At 73.0% G+C, this 23622-nt stretch carries 13 protein-coding genes; 8 read left to right on the top strand and 5 right to left on the bottom strand.

All coding sequences use genetic code 11. The features are described 5' to 3' along the window. Positions 1-14: 14 nt before the first annotated feature. Positions 15-491, bottom strand: a complete 477-nt coding sequence (locus BLW84_RS36315) for a nitroreductase family deazaflavin-dependent oxidoreductase (protein ID WP_093275144.1) — start codon at positions 489-491, stop codon at positions 15-17. A 94-nt stretch (positions 492-585) separates the two neighbouring features. Then, entirely contained in the window at positions 586-1185 is a 600-nt protein-coding gene (locus BLW84_RS36310; RefSeq protein ID WP_218157609.1) for a helix-turn-helix domain-containing protein, read from the bottom strand. A gap of 166 nt (positions 1186-1351) precedes the next feature. On the opposite strand from BLW84_RS36310, the gene argH reads away from it, so the two are divergent. From argH to BLW84_RS36275, 7 genes are all read left to right on the top strand, one after another. Beyond that, a complete protein-coding gene (gene argH / locus BLW84_RS36305; RefSeq protein ID WP_218157614.1) occupies positions 1352-2764 on the top strand; it encodes an argininosuccinate lyase in 1413 nt (470 codons plus the stop codon). Further along, the gene (locus tag BLW84_RS36300; protein WP_093275138.1) at positions 2761-3675 is read left to right on the top strand and encodes an amino acid ABC transporter permease; all 915 of its coding nucleotides are present in this window, start codon (positions 2761-2763) and stop codon (positions 3673-3675) included. Before argH ends, BLW84_RS36300 begins: the two co-directional genes overlap by 4 nt. After that, a complete protein-coding gene (locus BLW84_RS36295; RefSeq protein ID WP_093275136.1) occupies positions 3675-4436 on the top strand; it encodes an amino acid ABC transporter ATP-binding protein in 762 nt (253 codons plus the stop codon). The genes BLW84_RS36300 and BLW84_RS36295 overlap by 1 nt, the downstream gene beginning before the upstream one ends. Before the next feature lie 257 nt (positions 4437-4693). Further along, positions 4694-5572 (top strand): ABC transporter substrate-binding protein, encoded by an 879-nt coding sequence (locus tag BLW84_RS36290; RefSeq protein WP_093275134.1) that lies wholly within the window; start codon positions 4694-4696, stop codon positions 5570-5572. Between the two features lie 11 nt (positions 5573-5583). After that, positions 5584-6423: a polysaccharide deacetylase family protein gene (locus BLW84_RS36285; RefSeq protein ID WP_218157608.1), complete on the top strand. Its 840-nt coding sequence runs from the start codon at positions 5584-5586 to the stop codon at positions 6421-6423. A 1-nt stretch (position 6424) separates the two neighbouring features. Then, positions 6425-7306: a polysaccharide deacetylase family protein gene (locus BLW84_RS36280; protein WP_093275131.1), complete on the top strand. Its 882-nt coding sequence runs from the start codon at positions 6425-6427 to the stop codon at positions 7304-7306. After that, complete coding sequence (locus BLW84_RS36275; RefSeq protein WP_093275129.1) at positions 7299-8639, top strand: MmgE/PrpD family protein; 1341 nt, start codon at positions 7299-7301, stop codon at positions 8637-8639. Before BLW84_RS36280 ends, BLW84_RS36275 begins: the two co-directional genes overlap by 8 nt. A 266-nt stretch (positions 8640-8905) precedes the next feature. On the opposite strand, the gene BLW84_RS36270 is transcribed toward BLW84_RS36275, so the two are convergent. Next, complete coding sequence (locus tag BLW84_RS36270) at positions 8906-10528, bottom strand: thiamine pyrophosphate-binding protein (RefSeq protein ID WP_245761636.1); 1623 nt, start codon at positions 10526-10528, stop codon at positions 8906-8908. Between the two features lie 299 nt (positions 10529-10827). On the opposite strand from BLW84_RS36270, the gene BLW84_RS36265 reads away from it, so the two are divergent. Beyond that, on the top strand, positions 10828-11703 hold the full coding sequence (locus tag BLW84_RS36265) for an alpha/beta fold hydrolase (protein ID WP_093275124.1): 876 nt from the start codon (positions 10828-10830) through the stop codon (positions 11701-11703). Here the strand turns inward: BLW84_RS36265 and BLW84_RS36260 are convergent. Beyond that, positions 11700-13139, bottom strand: a complete 1440-nt coding sequence (locus tag BLW84_RS36260) for a DHA2 family efflux MFS transporter permease subunit (protein WP_093275122.1) — start codon at positions 13137-13139, stop codon at positions 11700-11702. The genes BLW84_RS36265 and BLW84_RS36260 overlap by 4 nt on opposite strands. After that, on the bottom strand, positions 13132-23544 hold the full coding sequence (locus BLW84_RS36255) for a non-ribosomal peptide synthetase (protein ID WP_093275179.1): 10413 nt from the start codon (positions 23542-23544) through the stop codon (positions 13132-13134). The genes BLW84_RS36260 and BLW84_RS36255 overlap by 8 nt, the downstream gene beginning before the upstream one ends. Positions 23545-23622: the final 78 nt, after the last annotated feature.

The following is a 23622-nucleotide window of genomic DNA, read 5'->3' as shown; positions in this document are numbered from 1 at the left end:
AATCCCGGCTGTGTTCAGCGGGTTGGTTTGAATGCCATAGCGCGGGTCTTCTCGGCTACCTCGGGCCAGCGGGGGTCTGTTGGGGTTTCCGGGAAGCCGAGGAGTGGAGCCAGGCGCTTCCAGGCACTCGGGTGGGCCTTCTGGTAGGCCACTAGCACCTCTTGGACCTCTCCGCTTTCGAGGAAGCGGTGGTCCGGCTCGGGCCATCGGCTTCCGCCGAGGCGCACCTCGATGGCCGGGGCCGCTTGGATGTTCCGGTACCAGTCGGGGTTCTTGCCCCACGCCGCCACCACCACGACCTCCGGGACCGCCGGGTCGTAGCTCACGACCTCCACGACCACTTCCCGCCGGGCGCCGGTTCGCCGGCCTCGGTGGGCCAGGTAGAGCAGCCGGTGCCCGACCAGCCACCCGAGCCTCGCCCGGTAGAGCCAGATCGGCGCGCGCAGCAGGATGCGCAGCGCGCCGCGCGGTTTCCGGTCGGTCACGGCCATGCCTGCTCCCGCCCATCCTCGGCCCGGTCGAATTCGCAAGGCACGGGGCTTCGCCCGTCCGGGCAGATGATAGGCGCGGAGCCCCGGCCGTCGCTCAGCCGGTCTTCGGCGTCGCGAGCGCCGGGGCGAGGATCCAGAGGACCCGGGTGGGACTGCCGTCGTCGGTGACGCTGGTGAACGTGTGCGCCGTGTCTCCGGCGAAGGTGAGGGCGTCGCCGGTTTCCAGGGTGATCTCCTCCCCGGCGAGGACGATGCGGAGGCGGCCTTCCAGCACGAAGACGAACTCGACCCCGGTGGGCAGGACGTACGGTTCGTCGCCGCTGCCGCCGCCGGGGCCGATCACGCTCAGGATCGCCTGCACGCGGCGCTCACCTTCGGGCGTCAGGAGGTACTCGTGCATGCCGTCGCCGCCGAAGCGGATGGACGGGTAGGCGCCGTGCCGGACCACCTCGCCCGCGGCGGCCGCGAAGAAGGTCGACACGGAGACCTCCAGTGCCTCGCAGAGCCGCATCAGCGACGCCACCGAGGGGTTGACCTGATCGCGCTCCACTTTGGATAGATAGCCCTTGGTCAGGCCGCTGCGCTCGGCCAGCTCGGCGAGCGTCTTGCGCCTGGACATCCGGATGGCCTTCAGCTGCGCGCCGATGCCTTCGCCGCGCTGCTCGCCGGTGGGTGCCTTGTGGGTACCTGCCACGGGTCGGGACTCCTTGCTCTCGGGCTGGAGTTCCAGGTTGCCATCCGCGCACCCATGAAACCTGTGTTTCCTATGAAAAACAAGTGTTGACTTTCGGGTGTTCGCGGCGCCACGCTCCCCGTTACTTGCCGCACAGGGGAAGGGCGATGGGACATTGGCCGACACGATTCGCTTGTGGGGCGGGCGCTTTCGCACGCCGTCAGACCCCGCGCTGACCGATCTCTCCCGATCCGACCCGTCGTACTTCCGGATGGCCCCCTACGACCTCGCCGGCTCCCGGGCCCACGTCCGCGAGCTGCGGCGCGGCGGCATCCTCGACGAGTCCGAGTGCACGGCCGTGCTGACCGCGATCGACGAGCTGGACGCGGACGTCCGCGCCGGCCGGATCTCGCCGACGCCGGACGACGAGGACGTGCACACCTTCATCGAGCGGGTCCTGCTCCAGCGACTCGGCCCGCTCGGCGGCAAGGTCCGGGCCGGTCGGTCGCGCAACGACCAGGCCGCCAACGACCTGCGCCTGTTCCTCCGGGACCGGGTGCGAACGATCGTCGCCGAGGTGGCCGACCTGCAGGACGCCCTGATCGCCCAGGCACGGCAGCACGTCCGGTCGATCGCTCCGGGGTTCACGCACCTGCAGCCGGCGCAGCCGGTGGTGTTCGCCCACCAGCTCCTCGCCCACGCCCAGTCCTTCTCCCGGGACGTCGAGCGCTTGCAGGACTGGGACCGGCGCAGCGCCCGCTCGCCGCTGGGCGCGGCGGCGTTGGCCGGTTCCTCCGTCGCGGTGCGGCCGGAGCTCTCGGCGGCCGAGCTCGGGTACTCGGCGCCGTGCGAGAACTCCATCGACGCCGTCGCCAGCCGCGACCACGTCGCCGAGTTCCTGTTCGCCGCCTCGATGCTCGCGGTCAACGTGTCGCGGTTGGGCGAGGAGGTCTGCCTGTGGACCTCGCGGCAGTTCGGCTGGGTCGTGCTCGACGACGGGTTCTCCACCGGCAGTTCGATCATGCCGCAGAAGAAGAACCCCGACATCGCCGAACTCGCCCGCGGCAAGGCGGGGCGCCTGCTCGGCGACCTGGCCGGGTTGATGGCGGTGCTGAAGTCCCTGCCGCTGGCCTACAACCGCGACCTCGCCGAGGACAAGCGGGCCGCGCTGGACAGCGTGGACACGCTGGCGCTGGTGCTGCCCGCGATGGCGGGCATGGTGCGCACGATGCGGGTCGACGTGGACGTGCTGCGCGAGCAGGCCACCGACGGGTTCACCCTCGCGACCGAGGTGGCGGATTGGCTTGCGGAGCAAGGAGTTCCGTTCAGCGAGGCGCACGAGGTCACCGGCGCCCTGGTGCAGCTGTGCGAGGACAGGGGCATCGAGCTGGAGGAGGTGACGGACGCCGACCTGCGGGCCGTGGACGAACGGCTCACGCCGGCGGTGCGGGACCGGCTGACGCCGGAGGCGGCCGTGGCGGCCCGCATCGGCTACGGCGGGACCGCGCCGGACCGGGTCGCCGAGCAGATCGACCGGCTGGCGGCCGTCACGGCCGCGCAGCGCGCGTGGTCCGCCGAGTACGAGGGGCCGAGGTCATGAGCCCGCTGCACCAGGCCGAGCCCGCCGCGATGGCAGGCGCGGACTGGGAAACGGTGCCGCGCAAGCACGTCGGCCGCTGGGTCGCCGCGGTCGTCGTGGTGCTGGTGGTCGCCTGGTTCGCGCAGTCCTTCGCCAACGCGCAGATCGAGTGGTCGGTGGTTCGCGAATACCTCGCGGCACCCGTGCTGCTCAAGGGCCTGGTGCTCACGCTGGTCCTCACGGTCGTGGCGATGGTGCTGGGGATCGTCCTCGGCGTCGTCGTCGCGGTGATGCGGCTGTCGAAGAACCCGATCACCAGCGGCGTCGCCTGGGTCTACGTGTGGATCTTCCGCGGCACCCCGGTGTACCTGCAGCTGCTGATGTGGTTCAACCTGGCGTTGATCTTCCCGGTGGTCTCGATCCCGGGCATCTACACCGGCCGCACGGTCGAGCTGGTGACGCCGTTCGTCGCCGCCGCGCTCGGCCTGGGCATCAACCAGGGTGCCTACACCAGCGAGGTGGTGCGCGCCGGGATCCTGTCCGTCGACGAGGGGCAGCTGGAGGCGGCGCGGGCGATCGGGATGACGCGGCTGAAGGCGTTGCGGCGGATCGTGCTGCCGCAGGCGATGCGGGTGATCATCCCGCCGGTGGGCAACGAGACGATCAGCATGCTGAAGACGACGTCGCTCGCGTCGGCCGTGGGCGTCACCGAGATCGTGCTGGAGGCGCAGCACATCTACTTCGTCAACAACCGGATCATGGAACTGCTCATCGTCTGCGCCATCTGGTACCTGGCCGCCGTGTCGGTGCTGTCCGCGCTGCAGTTCTACCTCGAACGCCACTACGCGCGCGGTGCCACGAGCCGTGCGCTGCCGCCCACCCCGCTGCAGAAGTTGCGGGCAGCCGTGCTGCGGCAGAAAGCAGGTGCGTGATGACCGCATTGGTGCGGGCCGAGGGCGTGCACAAGAGCTTCGGCGACCTGCAGGTCCTCAAGGGCATCGATCTGGATGTCGCCGACGGCGAGGTGCTGTGCCTGCTCGGGCCCTCCGGGTCGGGCAAGAGCACCTTCCTGCGCTGCATCAACCACCTGGAGCAGATCAGCCGCGGCCGGATCTGGGTCGGCGACCAGGTCATCGGTTACGAGCCGCGCGGCGGGAAGCTCCACGAGCTGGACGAGCGGTCGGTCGCCCGGCAGCGGCAGTCCGTCGGCATGGTCTTCCAGCGCTTCAACCTCTTCCCGCACCTGACCGCGCTGGAGAACGTGATCGAGGGCCCGGTCCAGGTCAAGCGGGAAACGAAGGCCACGGCCGTCGCCCGGGCCGAGGGGCTCCTGGCCCGGGTCGGGCTGGCCGACAAGCGCGACGCGTATCCGCGGCAGCTCTCGGGCGGCCAGCAGCAGCGGGTGGCGATCGCGCGGGCGTTGGCGATGGAGCCGTCCCTGCTGCTGTTCGACGAGCCCACTTCGGCGCTGGACCCCGAACTGGTCGGCGAGGTCCTCGAAGTGATGAAGGACCTGGCGAAGTCGGGCCTGACGATGATCGTGGTGACCCACGAGATCGGCTTCGCCCGCGAGGTGGCCGACCGGGTCGCGTTCATGGACGCCGGCGCGATCGTCGAGATCGGCGCGCCCGGGGCGGTGCTCGACCACCCCGAACACCCCCGCACCCGGGCATTCCTGCAGCGGGTTCTCTGACGGGTGGTTGCAGATTCGGTTTGCGTGGCGGTCCGGGTAGCGGCCCCCTGCGGGAGTTACGGCCGCCGCCTGGACTGCGGGAGCCCCGACTTACGTATGACCAATACGCGGCATCGGGGACTGGCCTCGCCCAGTAGCCCCGAAAGGCGGGCACAGCCTGAGAACCCGCGGCGGTGCAAGCCGAGTCCCTCACCGCATGCGGCTGACGCCGCATTCTTAAGGAACCTCCAACCCCCGATTCGTCGAAAGAGGTAGTCATGCTTCGAAAAGGCACCAAGGCTCCCCGGATCCTCACCGCCGCGCTGCTCGCCGGGCTGCTCGGCACGGCGGGCTGCGCGGGCGGCAGCACGAACACCGGAGCGCCGAACGCCAGCGGGTTGCCGGACGTCGTGGCGCAGTCCGGGACGATCCGGATCGGGATGTCCCCGGACCTGCCGCCGATGGAGTTCCGCGACGAGGCGACCGGCCAGGTGGTCGGCGTCGACGTCGAGATCGCCAACGCCATGGCGCAGCAGCTCGGCGTCAAGGCCGAGTTCGTGGAGCAGCCCTTCGACCAGCTGCTCAACTCCGTGGCCACCGGCCGCGTCGACATCGTCATGTCCGGGCTGTCGGACACCACCGAGCGGCAGAAGACGGTCGACTTCGTCGACTACTTCCTCTCCCGCGCCCAGTTCTACTCGCTGCAGGATCGCGCCGCGGAGTTCACCTCGCCGGAATCGTTGTGCGGCAAGAAGCTCGCGGTGAGCAAGAAGACCGACTACTACCTGATGGTGCAGAAGTACGACGCGGAGACGTGCGGCGGCAAGGGGCGCCCGGCGATCGAGCTGCTGCCGACCGACTCCGGGTCGGCGGCCCGCCTGCAGCTGGAGCAGCGCCGCGCGGACGTCGCGGTGCAGAGCGGCGAGAACCTGGCGTTCTTCGAGAAGAAGGACCCGGCGAAGTTCGAGACCGTCCTGGAACCGCTGTCCGGCAAGCCCTTCGGCGTGGTGGTCAAGAAGGGCGACCAGCAGATGGCCGCCGCGGTGCAGAAGGCCCTGACCGCGGTCGTCGACAACGGCTCCTACCAGGCGATCCTGGACAAGTGGGGCCTGGGCTACGGGGCGACCCGGCCGGTGGTCAACGGCGTCAAGCCGTGAGCGGTGGCCGGTTGGTCTGGCGGGGCGGCGCCCGGGTGGCCGTCGCCCTCGCCTTCGACCTCGACGGGCCGACCGGGACCGCCATGCTCGACGGCAGCATCTGGCGGAAACCGGAGTACTTCACCCTCGGCTCGTACGGCCCGTGGCGGGCGCTGCCGCGGATCCTCGACCTCCTCGACGCCGCCGGCGTCCCGGCCACGTTCTTCATCCCGGCGTGGGTCGTGGAGACGTGGCCGGAGCGCTGCCGGGACGTCGTGGCGCGCGGCCACGAGGTCGCCCACCACGGCTACCGGCACGAGTCGTTCCGCGATCTCGACACCGACCAGCAACGGCGAATTCTCCGGCGCAGCCAGGAGATCTTCGCGGACGTGCTGGGCGCGCCCGCGGTCGGCTACCGGACGCCGTCCGGGGACTGGGCCGTCGACACGCCCCGGCTGCTGGTCGAGCACGGATTCCGCTACTCCAGCTCGATGCGCGGCGACGACCGGCCCTACCAGCACCGCATCGACGGGCGGCCGTCGCCGCTGGTGGAGATACCGGCGCGCTGGGAGCTCGACGACTACGCGTACCTCGCGTACCACCGCCGGCCGGACTTCCCGGCCGGGCAGGATCGCATCGCCGGTTATGCGACGACCCTGGACAACTGGCGGCGCGAGTTCGACGGGCACCGGGCGGAAGGCCTGTGCATGACGACCCTCTTCCACCCCAAGGTGGTCGGCAAGCCCGGGCGGCTGCAGCTGCTGGAGCAGTTCCTGACGCACATGCGCGGTCCAGGTGACGTGTGGTTCGCGACCTGCCGCGACATCGCCGAGTGGCACCGCGAGGTGCGGGACGTTCCGGAGGAGAGGTGACATGGCGAAGCGGACCTGGCCTCGCGGGCGGCAGTGCGCCGTGGCGGTCACGGTGGATTTCGACGGCGACCTAGCCCTGCTTTCAGCAGATCCCTCGCTGGAATCGCGGGAGAAGACGCTCTCGCAGTTCCGCTACGGCGCGACGCGCGGCGTCGACCGGCTGCTGGCGTTGTTCGCCGATCTCGACGTGCCGACGACCTGGTTCGTCCCGGGCGCGAACGCCCGCGAGCACCGGGAGCTGGTGGAGCGCGTCCACGCCGCCGGTCACGAGATCGGCAATCACGGCTTCGCGCACGAGGACTTCGACCGGCTCGACCTCGCCGGCCAGCTTTCCGCGATCGAAGCCGGTCAGGAGGCGCTGGCTGGGGTCGCCGGTGCGCGACCCCGGGGATTCCGCGTGCCGCAGGGCGATTTCGCCCGCGGGCTCCTGGAGGCGCTGGCGGCCGTGGGGATCGATTGGTCCTCGTCGTGGCGCGGCGACGATCTGCCGTACGTCCACCCCGCCGGGCCGGTGGAGATCCCGCTGCACCACGAGCTCGAAGACGCCCCGTACTTCGTGTTCAACCTCGACCCGCCGATGCCCGCCGGCCAGTGCCGGATCGCCGGCTACGCCGACGTGCTGGACAACTGGTGGCGGGAATTCCAGGCGTACCAGCGGTTCGGGCTCTGCTACGTCCTCCGCCTGCACCCGGAGGTGTCCGGAACGCCCGGGCGCATCGGCCTCGTCCGCGAGCTCCTCCAGCGCATCCGCGCCACCGGCGGGGTGTGGTTCGCGACCGGCAGCGAGATCGCGGACTGGTGGCGCGCGAACCACACCGTCAACGAGCCCGGGCACCCGGCCGACGTCTTCGCCCGACTGACCGGAGGCGGTTCCGATGCCTGAGCCCACCGCGAGCCGCCTCGGCGAGTTCATCGCCGGAACCGCCTTCGCGGACCTCCCCGGCAGCGTCGCGGAGAAGGCCAAGCGGCACCTGCTCGACACCCTCGGCGCGGCCCTGGCCGGTGCCAGGACACCGGAAACGGCAGGGATCACCGCAGCCCTCACCACCCCGACCGCCGCAGGAGCCGCGATATGGGGAACCGGCCTGCGCGCGACGGCTCGCGACGCCGCGCTGGCCAACGGCGTGGCGGCGCACGCGCTGGAACTAGACGACACCGGCGGCTGCGACCACTCCGGCGCGGTCGTCGTGCCCGCCGCCCTGGCCGCCCTTTCGCTGACGGACCGAGCCGTTTCCGGCCCGGAACTGCTGGTCGCGATCGTTCTCGGCTACGACCTCGCCCGACGCGCATTGGAGGGCTGCGGCGGTTACCAGGAGCACAACCAGGCGGGCTGGCACTCCACCGGCACCTGCGGGCCCTTCGGTTCGGCGGCCGCGACAGCCCGCATCCTGGCGCTGGACCCGGAACAATGCTCCGCGGCCGTGGGTTTCGCCGCCTCGATGAGCGGCGGCCTCTGGGCGTTCGTCCACAATGGTGCCTTGAGCAAGCGGCTGCACGCGGGCCGGGCGGCGGAAGCCGGTGTCGCCGCGGCCGCGCTCGCCGGAAGCGGAATCCCCGGCCCGGTCCACGCCCTCGACGACGTCTGGGGCGGATTCCTCAGCACCTTCGCGCCGGAAACCGCGGAGCACGCCGCGTTCACCGACGGGCTCGGCGAGCAGTGGCGAATCCAGCGGTGCGCCATCAAACCCCACGCGTCGTGCCGCGGCACGCATTCGGCCGTCGACGCCGTCGCACAACTCATGCGCGACCACGGCCTGCACGCCGACGAGATCCGCGAGGTGCGCGTCAGGCTCAGCCCCTTCCTGGCCGACATGTGCGGTGGCCGCGACACGCGAACCCTCGGCACGGCGCAGCTCAGCCTGCCGTACGCGGTCGCCGCTCAGATCGCGTACGGCGCCGCGGACCTCGCGGCGTACGGCCCGGAGCACCGTCACGACGAGCGAGTGCGCGGGATCATGGATTCCGTTGTGCTAGAGGTGGATTCGTCGATGTCGGCATCCGAAGAACCGGTCATCGACCTGGTCACCGAAGGCGGCAGCCACCGGTGCCGGGTCACCGATCCGGTGGGCTCGCCCACCAACCCGATCGGCGATGAAGCGCTGATCACCAAGTTCCGCAGTCTCGTCCCGGAGCCGACCGCAGAGAGCCTGGTCGACACAGTGATACGCCTCGACGAGCTACCGGATGCCCGACTACTTCTGGACCACCTGGCCTGACCGGTCCTTTCAGAATGATGCCCGGGCACGAATGGAACGTGGCCACCCAGAACACGAAACGCCGCTTTCGCGCGAAACCGCCGCTCCCCTGGAGGCAGGACGGCGGTTTCGCGCGAAAGCGCCACTTCGCGTGGGGACGGGATGGCGGTTTCGCGCGAAAGCGCCATCCCACGTGAGGCAAGGTGGCGGTTTCGCGCGAAACCGGCACTGGCACTGGGTGCTTGGAGATCAGCCGGGCGGAGCCATTCTGGAGGCCCGTCGAGAGCTCAGCCGGGCAGGTGCGTTGGCGCGAACATGCGCGGATTCGCTTGCAGCACCACGACGTTCGGGCCCGGCTCCGCGAGCGCGGCCGCGAGGTCTCGCTCCAGGTCTTCCGGCGTCGACCTGCGCGCCGGGACTCCGAAGGACTCCGCGAGCGCGACGAAATCGGGCCGGGCGAGCTCCGTCCCGAAGGTGGCTCCGAAGGCGTCGGTCATGTACTCGCGCAGGATTCCGTAGCCGCCGTCGTCCACGATCAACCAGGTCGCGTTCAACCCCAGCTGCCGCGCCGTGGCCAGCTCGCTGATGCCGTACATCGCGCCGCCATCACCGGAAACGGCCAGCACCGGCCGCTGATCGCCCAGCGCGACGGCGGCGCCCAACGCGGCGGGGAACCCGTAGCCGAGCCCGCCGGCGCCCTGCGCCGACTGCATCGCGCCCGAGACCCGTGCGTCGAAAGCCGACCAGGCCCAGTAGGCGAGGATCGTCATGTCCCAGAAGCTCGGCGCGGCGTCGGGCAGCGCGGCTCGAATCGCCTCGACGAGTGCGCGTTCGGTGCCCAGGTCCTGGCCGTCGAGCCGGTGCCGGATCTTCGTCAGCAGCTCGTCGACACGCGCTTCCGCCGCTCCGTCGGGTTCCCTGGCGGAGACCGCCGAAGCCAGCTCCGCCAGGGCGAGCCGCGCATCGGCGTGCACGCCCAGTGCCGGGAGGTTCGCCTCCAGCTTGCCCGGGTCCGCTTCGATCTGGATGACCCGCCCGCGCGGCCGGAACGTGTGGTAATTGCTGGACAACTCGCCGAGCCCGCTGCCGACCACGAGCAGAACATCCGCGTCGGTCAGGAAATCCGTGGTGTGCTGATCCTCCAGCCAGGACCGCGCCGACAGCGGATGCAGCCAGGGGAATGCGCCCTTGGCGCCGAAGGTCGTCGCAACCGGGGCGCGCAGCTTCTCGGCGAGTTCCAGCAGGGCATCCTCGGCCCCGGCGCGCACCACTCCGCCGCCCGCGAGGATCACCGGGCGCTGCGCTCGATCCAGGTCGGCCGCCGCGGCGCGGATCAGTTCCGGTCTCGGCGCCGGTAGTTGCGGCGTCGCGGTCAGCCCGGTCACGGGCGGGACATCGACCTCGGCCAGCAGGACGTCCTGGGGGATCTCGACGTAGACCGGGCCGTGCGGCGGGGTGAGCGCGACCTCCCAGGCGCGGGCGATCGCGCTCGGGATCTGCGACGGATGCCGGGCCGTTCCGGCGGATTTCACCACCTGCGCCACGCACGCGCGCTGATCGGGCAGTTCGTGCAGGAAACCCCGGCGTGCGCCACCCAAACCGGCGGACGGGACCTGGCTGCCGATGACGACCACCGGGATCGAGGCGGACGCCGCCTCCTGCAGCGCGGCGAGGCTGATCAGCGCGCCTGGGCCGGTCGACACCAGCAGCGGCGCCGGACGACCGGTCGCGCAGGCGAAACCCGCCGCCGCGAACCCGGCGTTGAGCTCGGTCCGGAAACCCGCGTACCGCAGCCCGGACCCGGCCAGGGCTTGGAAGATCCCGAGCGCGTGCTGGCCGGGCTCGCCGAACACGGTGTCCGCGCCCAACGCCGCCAGCGACTCGACGACGAGCGATCCTCCGGTGCGCATCACGCGACGAGTTCCCCTTCCCTGCCGAACCGCGAAGACGCCCACCATGAAACATCACGAGCTCTACGGGAAACAAGGGTTTCCCATGCCGCCGGGCGGAAACCCGGGCCGATCAGATCAAGTTAGGCTACCCTTAATCGCAATGGGGGTCGGGCGGCCGGGAAAGCACAATGCCCAGCGCGGATTCCCGGGCCCGGGCGCACAACGTCCTGTTAGGACGGCCCCCGCTCCCCTGCGAACCACGTTCGGCGCGGGCCCGCCGAATGCCCGGAACACCAGCGACCTGAGGCGAATCCACCATGGTTGACACCGCTCGGCACACCCAAGGCGAATCGGACTGGGTCCCCACCCAGGACGGGCGACGGCTGCACGCGATGGTCCTACCCGGCCCGCCCGACGCGGCCACGCCGACCGTCGTCTTCGAGGCCGGCTCCGGTGCCAGCCGGTCCTCCTGGGCCGCCGTCCAGCCGGAAGTCGCCCGCCACGCCCGCGCGATCGTCTACGACCGGTCCGGCCTGGGCCGCAGCGCGCCCGACCGCTCCAACCGGACCCTCCGGCGCATGGCCGACGACCTCAACGAGGTGCTCGACCACTTCGAACCCGGCCCGTTCGTCCTGGTCGGGCACAGCGCCGGCGGCCCGATCGTCCGCCTCGCCGCCGCCGGCCGGCCCGGCCGGATCGCCGGGCTGGTGCTCATCGATCCCACCGACGAGGCCGCGGAAGTGCTGTTCGGCAACCGGTTCCGCCGCGGCGAGCGCTACGCGCTGGCCGCGGGCTCGGTCCTCGCCCGGCTGGGCCTGCTCGGTGTGCCCTTCCGCCGGATGCTCGCCGAACTGCCCGACGACGTGCGCCGCGACTTCGAACGCGAGGGGTTCACCGCGGAAGTCCTGCGCACCCAGCGACAGCAGGCCCGGACGTTCCTGGACGAACTCGCCACCTGGCGAGACGCCGCACCCGACCTCGGTTCCATCCCGGTCACCGTCATCTCCGGCGGGCGCACCGGCAGCGGCATGGGCCCCGCGATCCGCGCCGAGGCCAACGCCTCGCACGCCCACCGCGCCGCGCAGTCCCCGCAGGGCCGCCACGTCATCGCGGAACGCTCCAACCACTACGTCCCGCTCACCGAGCCGGACGTGATCGCCGCCGAGATCGCCAAGCTCCTGCAGACCGGCTAACGGGCGCGCGGGGCCGGCGTCGCGGCCGAATCCGGCTTGGCGGCCCCCGGAAGCAGCGCGGCGCCGAGCACCGCGACGACGCAGCAGCCGAGGACCCACCAGAAGGCGTCGGCGAACGCCACCGGCACGCCCATCGCGCCGAGGACTTCCCGCTCTGCCAGCCTGGATTGGAGCACCACGGCGAGCAGCGCGGTGCCCACGGAGCCGCCGACGGTGTTGATCATGTTCAGCGCGCACGACGCGCCGGGCAGCTCCGGCGGGCGCATCCGCCGGTAGACGGCGCTCATCACCGGCGCGCTGATCATCGCGATGCCGACGCCGCGCACCAGCAGCGCCGAGCCGAGCAGCGCGTCCGTTCGGAGCACCGCGAGGTTGGTGAGCGGGGCCGTGCCGATCGCGATGAGCGCGATCCCGGTCAGCACGAGCGTCCGCGTCGCCAGCCGGTCGATGAGGCGGTTGACCACCAGCGATCCCGCGGCGGCGCCGATGCCCTGCGGCGCGAGCAGCAGGCCCGCCTCCCACGCCGACAGACCCCGCCCCTCCTGCAGGTACAGCGGGAGGAGGAACATCGTGCCGAAGACCGAAGCGCCGAGCACCACCAGCGCGAGCGCGGCCGCGCCCAGCGGCGGCCGGGCGAACAGGCGGGGATCCAGCAGCGGAGTCCGGTCGGTCCGCAGCCCGTGCCACCCGAATCCGGCGAGCATGCCCACACCCAGCACCGCCGCGCCCAGCGCCACCCCGATCGGCATGGTGCGCGCGCCGACCTCGCCGAGCCCGAACACCAGCACCGCGATTCCCGGCGAGAGCAGCGCCGCGCCGACGAAGTCGAACGGCTCCCGGCGGGTGGGCGGCAGGTCCGCGGGCACGCACCGCGGCGCCAGCGCGAGCGCGACGATCCCGATCGGCAGGTTGACGTAGAACAGCCACGGCCAGTCCGCGACGCCGAGGATCGAGCCGCCGATCAGCGGCCCCAGCACCGGGGACAGCAGCGGCACCACCCCGACCACGCTGATCACCCGCCCGATCCGGGCGGGACCGGCGGCACGGGCCAGCAGCGCCTGACCGGTCGGCGGGAGCAGCCCGCCGCCGAGGCCCTGCAACACCCGGAACGCGATCAGGCTCGTCGCCGACCAGGCCAGCGCGCACAGCGCCGAACCCAGCAGGAACAGCGCCACCGCGGCGAGCCAGGTGCGCCTGCCGCCGAACCGGCCCGCCAGCCAGCCCGACGCCGGGACGGCCGTGACCACCGCCAGCAGGTACGCCGTGGTCACCCACTGGATCTCGGTGACCGAGGCGTCGAAGTCGGCGATCAGCTCCCGGATGCCGACGCTGACGATCGTCGCGTCCAGCGTCGCCATGAACGTGCCCAGCACCAGCACGAACGCGGCGCGCCACAGCGCCGGGTCGATGCGCTCGCGGGTGGCCGCCTCAGCCATCGTTGTTCCGCAGCTGCCCGACGAACCCGGCCGCATCGGAGTCCAGCCCGCCCGCGAGCCCGGCCAGCGCGCCCAGCAGTTCCCGGCTCAGCGCCCGGGCGTCCGCCGCGGTGATCGCTTCGGGCCGGTGGCCGAGGACGCCGGCCCAGCCGCCGCCGTCCGGCACGACGGTCAGCGTCACCGGGTGGTGGGTCGCCTCGCGGAACCGGGTGCCGGTGACCGTCAGCCCCGGCGCGGGGTGGCGCAGGCGTTCGGGGTCGGCCGGGTAGTTCTCGAACACCACGAGGCTGTCGAACAGCCCGCGGTGGCCGAGCAGCCGCTCCAGATCGGGCAGCGCGACGTGCTGGTGATCGGCCATGCCCTGCTGTCGCGCCTGCAGATCGGCCAACGCCTGGCCCACCGTGCCCGCGAAGCGCGCGCGCACCGGCACCGCGTTGGCCAGTAGTCCCACGATCTCCTCGACACCGTCGACCCCGGCCGCGCGGCCGGAGACCATCGCGCCGAAGCAGACGTCCGCACGCCCGGAGCGCGCCGCCAGCACCGCGGCCCAAGCGCCCTGCAGCAGGGTGTTGGCGGTGAGCCCGTGCGCCGCCCCGGCCGAGGTCAGCGCCGTGACCAGTTCCGCGGGCACCTCGAACAGCACCGGCTGTGGGAACTCCCCGGCCGTGAGCGCTCCGCCGGCGGCCGCCAGGTGGTCGCCCTCGGGCAACCCATCCAGCTCGGCCGCCCACGCGCGGGCGTCGGCGTCGTGATCCCGCTCTGCACGCCACCGCAGGTATGAGGCGAACGGCACCGGCGCGGGCAGAGCGCTCGGCGCACTCCCCTGCACCTGCGACGCGTAGTGCGTGAACAGCTCCAAGAGCATGCGCGGCGCGGACCAGCCGTCGGAGAGCACGTGGTGGCTGGTCAGCACCACCTCGGCCTGCTCGGGCGAGGTCCGGAGCACGGTGAGCCGCAGTGGCGGCCCGGCCGCGAGGTCGAATGGTTCCGCGAGGTCCGCAGCCAGTTCTTCTTCCACCGCACCGGGATCCAGTTCGACCAGCCTGCAGTCCGGGCGCGGATCGGCGGGGATCACCTGCACCGCCCGGTCGGGCGGGAACACCGCGGCCAGGTTCGGGTGCCTGCGCACCAGGTCGCCGCATGCGGCCTGCAGCGCATCGACGTCCAGCGCGCCGGTGATGGAGAACGTCGATTGCACCGTGTACGGGTCAGCGGCGCCGTCGGCCCGGCCCCGCGAGTGCCTCAGCATCAACTTCTGCAGCGGCCCGAGCGGGAGCACGTCCGCCACGCGGCGCTCGGTCTCCAACTTGTCGATCGCGGCTTGGTCGAGGTCGACCAGCGGAAGGTCGGACGGCGTGAGCCCGGCTCCCTCCGCCGCGCCGGGATCGGCGGCGACGGCCAGCAGTTCCGCGCGCAGGTGCTCGGCGAGTCCGGCGATCTCCCCGTCCGCGAACACCTCGCGGGGGCAGCTGAGCCGGACGCCGAGCGCGACGCCGTCGCCGTCGTCGCGCGCCAGCGCGTTGATCATGAGCTGGTGGTCCAGCGGGAGGTCTTCCCCGCCGCCGGAGCCGAACGGGTCCGCGTCGGCCGGGCGCCGCCAGGCCGCGTCCTCGCCGCCGCCGGTCGGATAGGTGCCGAGGTAGTTCCAGCTGATCTGCGGCCGGATCACCGGGATCGAGCCGGCGAGGATGCCGTACCCGAGGCCGTCGCCGCTCGCGTGCAGCTGTTCCTTGACCGACTTCAGCGCCGCCGCCGTGGCGCCGCCGGGCAGCGCCACGCGTGCGGGGTGGATCGCGGTGAACCAGCCGACCGTCTGGGACAGGTCCACCTGGCCGGACCGGTCCAGGGTGTGCGGCGGCCTGCCGTGGCTCTCCAGCGAGACCACTAGGTCCGCCGCTTCCCCGCGCCAGGCCCGCACCGCCCTGGCCAACGCGGTGAGCAGCACCGGGTCCGGCGTGCACCGGTACGCGGCGGGCAGCGTGGTGAGCAGGGCGCGGGTGGACTTTGGGTCGAGCCGGATCTCGTGGTGCACCAAGGTTGCGGCGGTGTCTCGCGCCGGGTTCAGCGACTTCGCGCCGAGCGGTGCCGCCGGTGCATCAGCGATCGCCTGCCAATGCGGCAGCTCCGGCTGCCGAGCCTCGACCGCCGCGCGCAGCGAGCGCGCCCAGCCGAGGAGCGATTCTCCGTACCGGGGCAGTTCCGGCGTAGTGCCCGCGGCGGCCGCCTCGTGCGCCTGGGCGAGGTCGTCGAGCAGGATCCGCCAGGACACGCCGTCGACCACGAGGTGGTGCGCGAGCAACACCAGCCTGCCCAGCTCGTCCGGCCCCCGGTCCAGCCAGAACGCGCGCACCAGCGGCCCGGTCCACGGGTCCATCCGGGCCTGCGCCTCGGCGATGTGCGCGTCGAGCAACAGGCGCGGGTCGTCGACCGACGCGGTGACGCGGGTGAGCACGTCGGCGCCGGTAACCGCGCCGGGCTCGGGGATGCGCAGCACCGGCTCCGCCCCGTCGACCGGCTCGACGAGGTGACCGCGCAGCGCGTCGTGCCGGGCGAGCACGGCGTCCAGCACCGTCTGCCAGGTCGCCTCGTCGCCCCCGGCCGGCACGCACACCTCCATCCACTGGCAGAACCCGGACGCGGCCGGGCCGTGGCGCAGCAGGTCGCGCATGACCGGCGTGAGCGGGACGTCCCCGAAAGCCGGGGCCGCATCGCGGTCTTCGCCGTCGACTTCGGCGAGGACCGCGATGCCCGCCACGGTGCCGCCCTCGAACACGTCGCGCGGGCTCACGCCCAGCCCTCGACGCCGGGCGCGCGAGACCACCTGCAGCGCCACGATGCTGTCGCCGCCGACTTCGAAGAACCCGTCGTCGAGGTTGATCGCGCCGGTGCCGAGCACCTCGCGGAAGACGTCCAGCAGCAACGCTTCTGCGGGTGTCGCAGGCTCCCGCGCGGCCGCCGCCGGGCCGGGCGCGGGCAATGCCGCCCGGTCGAGCTTGCCGCTGGTGTTCAGCGGCAGCGCGGTCAGCGGGAGCAGCGCGGTCGGCACCATGTAGTCGGGCAGCTGGGCGGCGAGGTGCTCGCGGAGCCGCGCGGCGTCGAAGTCGGCGCCGTCGGTGGGGATCACGTAGCCGACCAGCCGCCGCTGCCCCGGCTCGTCCTCGCGGACGATCACCACGCACGCGCGCACGTCCGGGTGCCGGGTGAGCGTGCTCTCGATCTCCCCGAGCTCGATCCGGAACCCGCGGATCTTGACCTGGTGGTCGACGCGGCCGATGAACACCAGCTGCCCGTCCGGCCGCCACCGCACCAGGTCGCCGGTGCGGTAGGCCCGCGAGCCCGGCGGGCCGAACGGGTCGGCGACGAACGCCGCGGCCGTGAGGTCCGGCCTGCCGACGTAGCCGCGGGCCACGCCCGGGCCGCCGAGGTACAGCTCGCCCGTGACGCCGACCCCGACCGGCTGCAGACCCTCGTCCAGCACGTACGCGCGCACGTTGGGATCGGGGCGGCCGATCGGCAGCGGTCCCGCGTCGTCGGGGTCGTAGTGCCAGGTCACCGCGTTGATCGTGACCTCGGTGGGCCCGTAGCAGTTGAACAGCGCGCGCCGGTCGCCCCAGCGCCGCGCCAGCGCGGGATCGAGCCGCTCCGCGCCGACCATGAACATCACGCCGGGGTCGACCTCGGCGTCGTCGGGCATCGCGGCCAGGAACGACGGCAGCAGGTTCAGCGCGGTCACCCGGTGCTCGGCGACGTAGTCGAGGATCTCGTCGCCGGGGATCCGCACCTCCTCCGGCGCGATCACCAGCGTGCCGCCGGAGAGCAGCGGCATCATCGTCTGGAAGAACGCCACGTCGAAGCTGGTCGAGGCGAAGTGCAGGTAGCGGTCGCGCTCGGTGATCCCGAACGTCTCCTCCTGCAGCGCGACCAGATCCGGGATGCCGCGGTGGGGCACCGCGACGCCCTTCGGCCGCCCCGTCGTGCCGGAGGTGTAGATGATGTAGGCCAGCGCGTCCTCGGTGAGGCCGCTGCGCGCGTCCACCGGGTCGGTGTCCCACTCGGCCGGGCCGTCCGGCGCGGTGTCGTCCAGCGACATCACCCGGAGATCCGCGGGCAGGCCGCCGTCGAGGCCCGCCAGCACGTCCGAGGTGGTCACGGCCGCTGCCGGGACGACGTCGCCGAGCAGGTAGGCCCGCCGGTCGGCCGGGTAGCCCGGATCGACCGGGACGTACACCGCCCCCGCCTTGAGCACGCCGAACAGCGCCACGACCTGTTCCACGTCCCGGCCGAGCAGCACCGCGACCGGGTCCTGCGGCCGGACGCCGGCGGCCAGCAGCGCGTGGGCCAGCCGGTTCGCGCGCCGGTCCAGCTCGGCGTAGCTGAGCACCCGGTCGCGGCACACCACGGCCTCGGCGTCCGGCTTGCCGCCCGCCCACTTCGCGAACCGCGCCAGGACGCCGCCGTAGGCGTGTGCGGGCGCGGCCCCGGTGCCCGCCGCGAGCAGGTCGCGCCGCTCGGCGGGTTCCAGCATCGGCAGCCGGTTGACGGGGCGATCCGGGTCGGCGACGAGTTCCCGCAGCAGCGCGAGCAGCCAGCGACCGTAGTCGCGGACGGTCGCCTCGTCGAACGCGCGCGACTGGTAGCCGAGCCCGATGACGATCTCGTCCTCGGGGATGACGACCACTGTCAGCGGGTAGTGCGTGGCGTCGGTGATGTCCACGCCCGCCAGTTCCAGCCCCGGCGCGAGCGGCGTGCGCTGCCTGCTGGAGAGCGGGAAGTTCTCCATCACGAGCATCGTGTCGAACAGCTCGCCCGCGCCGACGGCGCGCTGGATTTCCGGCAGGCCCACGTGGTGGTGATCGGCGAGGACGACGCTGCGTTCGTGCACGTCGGCGAGCAGCCGCGCGGCGGTGTCGCCCGCGGCGTGCCGCACCCGGACCGGGATGGTGTTGCCCAGCTGCCCGATCATCGCGGCCACGCCGTCCACCTCGGCGGGCCGGCCCGACACGGGGCAGCCGAAGACCACGTCACGGCGGCCGGTGAGCCTGCCGAGCAGCACGCCCCACGCCGTCTGCAGCACGGTGGTCAGGGTGATGCCCCTGGCCTGCGCGAAGGCGCGCAGTTCGGCGCTGAACCCGGCGCCGAGCCCGATCGCGACCCGGCCCGGCCGGTCCACCCGGGACGTCGGGTTCGCCGGCGCCAGCCGGGTGCCCTCGTCGACCCCGGCCAGCGCATCCTGCCAGGCCCGCAGCGCGGCCTCGCCGTCCCTGCGGGCCAGCCAGCGGAAGTACTCGACGAGCGGTGGCGCGGTCGGCACCGGATCGCCGCCGCCGAGCTCGGCGTAGATCGCGAGGAGGGTCCGCCCGACCAGCGGCATCGACCAGCCGTCCAGCAGCGCGTGGTGGTTGGTGATGAGCAGCCGGTGCTCGGTCTCGCCGAGCTTGCACAGCAGGAACCGGATCAGCGGCGGCCGCGCCGGATCGAAGGGGCGGTCGAGCTCCGCGCGGGCGTGCTCGGCGAGCGCGCACTCCCGCTCTTCCGGAGAACAAGCCGACAGGTCGGCCTCGCGCCAGTGCAAGTCCACGTCCGCAGGCACGACCTGCACGACCTCACCCGCAGCGGTCGTGTCCAGGTAGACCCGCAGCGCTGGGTTGCGGCGCAGCAGTTCCGCCGCCGCGCCCGCCAACCGCTCCGGCTCCAACATGCCGGCCAGGTGCGTCATCGCCTGCACGACGTAGACGTCGGCATCGGTATCGGCGCGCACCATGCTGTGGAAGGACAGCCCGACCTGCAGCGGGGTTGCCGGCAGCACGTCCGCGATCGGCCGGGCGGCCTGCAGCGCGTCGATGCCGGCCTGGTCGAGCTCCACCAGCGGCAGGTCGGAGGGCGTGAGCCCGCCTTCACCGGCGCCGAGACCCTCTGCGTGCGCGGCCAGCGCGTCCAGCGCGGTCGCGAACGCGCTCTGCAGTTCGGCCACGTCTTCGGGGGTCAGCACGAGCCCGGCGGCGGTCCACTCGACGGCGAGGCGGGGCGCGTCGGCCTCGTGCACGAAGCAGTTCAGCGCCAGTACCTGCTCCAGCGCCTTGTCCGGCGGTTCCAGCACGGCGAACGCGTCTCCGTCGGGCAGCCGCCAGCCCTCGCCCGGCAGCGGGGCGAACCGGCCGAGGTAGTTGAGCAGCACGTCCGGCGGCGGCGTCGCGCCGAGCTCGGTCCGGGTCTCGGGGTCGAGGTGGCGCAGCACGCCGTAGCCGATGCCGCCGTCCGGGATCGAGCGCTTGGCCTCCTTCGCCGCGCGCAGCAGCCGCCCGGCCGCCGGGCCACCGGCCAGCGCTTCGGCGAGGTCCGCATCGGCGGCCACCGCGTCCGCGGGGACGCGGACCGGGTACTCGCCGGTGAACCAGCCGACCGTGCTGGAGAGGTCCGCGCCGTCCACGAGCGGTTCGCGGCCGTGCCCCTCCATCGTGACGGTCGCGGCGTCCGTGCCGGGCAGGCCGCGATCGCGCCGCACGGAGCGCAGCGCGAGCACCAGCGCGGCCAGCAGCACCTCGTCGACCCCGGCGCGGTATGCCTCCGGCAGCGCGGTCAGCACGGCCGCGGTGGCCTCCGGCGTGGCCGTGGTCGTGCTCCGGAATCGCGTCTTGACCGTGTCCAGCCGCTGGTCCAGCCCGCGATTGCCAAGCCGGACCGCGGCTTCCGCCGCCCGGCGCCAATCCTCGAACTCGCCGCGCCGAGTCCCCTGCTCGCCCTGCTCCGCCAGGAGCGTCGCGTGCCGCCGCCAGGACGTGCCTGCCGGGGAGAGCTCGGCCTTCGTGCCGTCCGCCGCGGCTCGGCACGCCGCGTGCAGGTCCGGCAGCAGCACCCGCCAGGACACGCCGTCGACGATCAGGTGGTGGGCCAGCACGAGCAGCCGGCCGGGCACGCCCGCCTCGGTGCGCACCAAGGCCACTCGGAGCACCTGGCCCGCGCGCGGGTCCAGCTCGGCCGCCAATTCTTCAGCGATACCAGCGATATCCGCCGGAGCCGGCACCTCGCGGACGACGCGTTGCGCGGGCACCGCACCGAGCGTACGCACAGTCAACGCGTCGGCGCCCTCCGCGCGCAGCCGCAGCGCGTCGTGCCGGTCGAGCACGGCCTGGACACCGACGACGAGGTCTCCCATCGCGAGGCCCTCGGGCACATGCAGCGCGGTCCACTGCGCGTAGCCCGCCACGACGTCGACGTCCGGGTGCGGGTCGAGCAGTCCCCGGACGATCGGCGGCGCGGGCACGGGCCCGGTCGGGTCGTCCGGAACCTGCGCGGGCTCGTCCGCGATCTCCTCCGCCGAGGCCGCGAGCGCGGCGAGGGTGCGGCGCGCCAGCAGGTCGCGGGGCCGGAGGTGCAGGCCGTGCGCCCGGAGCCGGGCGCTGACGGTGATCGCCGAGATGCTGTCGCCGCCGAGGCCGAAGAAGTCCTCGTCCACCCCGACCTCGTCGGCGCCGAACACCTCCGAGACGACCGCGCAGAGCAGGCGCTCCCGCTCGGTGCTCGGCGCCCGGCCGGACTCGATCCGCGGCGCGGGCAGCGCCGCCCGGTCCAGCTTGCCGTTGATCGTCACCGGCAGTTCGTCGAGCAGCACCACGGCCGACGGGACCAGCGCGTCCGGCAGCCGCTCGGCGACGGCGGTGCGCACCGCCTCCGGGGTGAGCGAGGCCCCGTCCGACGGCACGGCGTAGCCGATCAGCCTCGGCCGCTCGCCGTCGGTGTTCAGCACGGCCGCCGCCGCGCTCACCCCGGCGACCGCGGCGAGCGCGGCCTCGACCTCGCCGATCTCGACCCGGTAGCCGCGGATCTTCACCTGCCCGTCGCCGCGCCCCAGGTACTCCAGGCCGCGGCCGGGCACCCAGCGGGCGAGGTCGCCGGTGCGGTAGGCGCGGTCGCCGGGCGCGCCGAACGGGTCGGCGACGAACCGCTCGGCGGTGGTCGCGGGCAGGTTCAGGTAGCCGCGGGCGAGGTGCGGCCCGGCCAGGTAGAGCTCGCCGGCCGCGCCCGGCGCGACGGGCCGCAGCGCGGCGTCCAGCAGGTAGATGCGGGTGCCCGCGAGCGGCCGGCCGATGGTCGGTTCGGCGCCGTCGATCATCGCGGCGGTGGCGTCCACGGTCGCCTCCGTCGGGCCGTACAGGTTGCGGCCCGGCACCGGCGAGCCGGCGACGCGCTGCCACAGGGCGCCCGGTGTGGCCTCGCCGCCGAGCACGAGCAGCGACGGCCGGTGGGCTTCGTCGTCCAGCAATCCCGCGTCCACCAGCGGCGCCGCCATCGATGGCGTGGTGTCCACGACGTCGATCCGGTCCTCGCGGTAGGCGGCGAGCAGCGCGTCGGCGTCCTTGGCGAGCTCTACGTCGTAGAGGTGCATTTCGTGGCCGCACAGCAGCCAGAGCAGCTGGTCGAGGGAGGCGTCGAAGGCGAAGGAGTAGGTGTGCGCCGTGCGCAACCGCCGCCCCGCCTGCCGGTGCGTCTCGGCCACGACGGTGCTGCGGTTGTGGTGCAGGAGACCGGCGAGCGCGCCGACCTTGCCCAGCACGCCCTTCGGCCGCCCGGTCGAGCCCGACGTGTAGAGCACGTACGCGAGGTGCTCGGGGTGCCGCGGCGCGGCCAGCTCGTCGTCCGCCAGCGGGGTATCGGCGTAGCCCGCGAGTTCGGCGGCGAACTCCGGGGCGTGCAATTCGACTTCCGGCACATCGACGTCGAGCCCGGTTTCCCCGGTGGTGAGCAGCAGTGCGGGGCGAGCGTCCGCGAGCAGCTCGCGCAGCCGTCCCGCCGGGTGCGCGAGGTCCAGCGCCAGGTACGCGGCGCCCGCGTCCTGCACCGCGAGCAGCGCTACGACCAGGTCGACCGAGCGGGGCAGCGCGAGCGCCACCACGTCGTCCGGGCCGATGTCCCGCGCCCGCAGCGCGCGGGCGAGCCGGTGCACCCGCGCGGCGAGTTCCGCGGCGGACAACCTCTCGGAGCCGTGCACCAGCGCGATCCGCTCCGGATCCGCGGCCGCGAGCTCGTTCAGGGCGGTCGGGACGTCGACCGGCTCGCCCGGCAGCGCGGGCACCGACCACTCGGCGAGCAGCTCTTCCCGCAGCGCGGGCTCCACCAGCTCCACCTGCCCCACTGCCGGGGCTTCATCCGCCGTGAGCTGCGCCAGCAGCCGGCGCAGCGCGGCGAGCCTTCCGTCCACATCGGACTGGGTGTTGGTACGCGCGTCCACCTCGAAGCCGAGCAGCAGGCCGCCGTCGGCGGTCGGCAGCACGCTCAGTCCCAGGTCCTCCGGCGGCCCGCCCGCGATGTTGCGCAGCACGCCGGTCGCGCCGCCGAAGTCGATGGTCAGGTCGAACGCCTTGAGGTTGATGCCCCGGCCGTGCAGCAGCGCGCCGGCACCCGGCGCGGCGAGGTCCTGCGGCAGGTTCTCGCCCCGGTAGCGCTGGTGCTTGCGCATGTCGCGCATCGCCTTGGCCACCCAGCGGCTGAGTTCGGGAAGCCGGTCGCCGCCGCGCACGGGCACCCGCAGGGGCAGCACGTTCACCGCCATCCCGGGGGTGCGCAGGCCGGAGCCGAACCGGCACATCAGCGGCAGCGCGAACACCACGTCCGACTCCCCCGACACCCGGTGCACGAACGCGGCGTAGCAAGCGATGAGCACTTCGCCCCAGCTGGTGCGCGCCGCTTCGGCGACCGCGTGCAGCCGGGCCACCTCGTCGGCAGGCAGGACCGCGCGCGCGATCAGCGTCTCGTCCGCGGGCCCGGCGGGCTCGTCCACCGCGGTCGCCGGCTCCGGCAGCGGGGTGAGCACGTCGCGCCAGTAGTCGCGGTCCGCCGCGAACCGCTCGCTGGCGAGGTACTCCCGGTCCGCCTCGACGAGCTCGGCGAACCGGCCGAACGGCGACGGCGACACCTCGACGCCCTGCACCCGTGCGGTGTAGTGCTCGGCGGTGCGGCGAGCCAGCATCGCCGCGCTGTAGCCGTCGAACACCAGGTGGTGGCCGAGCTGCGTGTACCAGACCTCGCGGTCGGAGAGCCGCAGCACGGTCCGGGTGTAGAGCCTGCGGCCCACCATCTCCCGGCACTCCGCGGCCAGCCGCGCGCGCTCGGCCGCGATGAACGCCTCCGCGGCGGCCGCCGGGGCGGCCTCGGCCCGCAGATCGACGATCTCGGGTAGTCCGGTCGGGCCTTCGTCGATGTGCTGGCGCGGCCCGTCCGGGGTCTCGAACACCCGCAGGCGCAGGCTCTCCGCCTCGTCGGTGGTGGCCCGCACGGCATCGGCCAGCGCGTCCACGTCGATCGGGTCCGGCCCGGAGAGCTCGACGACGTCGCCGACGACGTAGTACGGCGAGTCCGGCTCCAGCCGCTGCGCGTTCCAGACACCGAGTTGCGCGCGGGTCAGCTCCATCACCCGGTCGCTCGGCGCCGCGGCAGGGGTGTCGGACTCGATGCTGGCAGTGCTCAACGCGGGCTCCCGGGAGTGACG

It is taken from the genome of Saccharopolyspora shandongensis (assembly GCF_900106995.1).
GTDB lineage: Bacteria > Actinomycetota > Actinomycetes > Mycobacteriales > Pseudonocardiaceae > Saccharopolyspora > Saccharopolyspora shandongensis.
The sequence above is the reverse complement of the archived record's forward strand: the minus strand, read 5'-3'. Positions and strand labels throughout refer to the sequence as shown.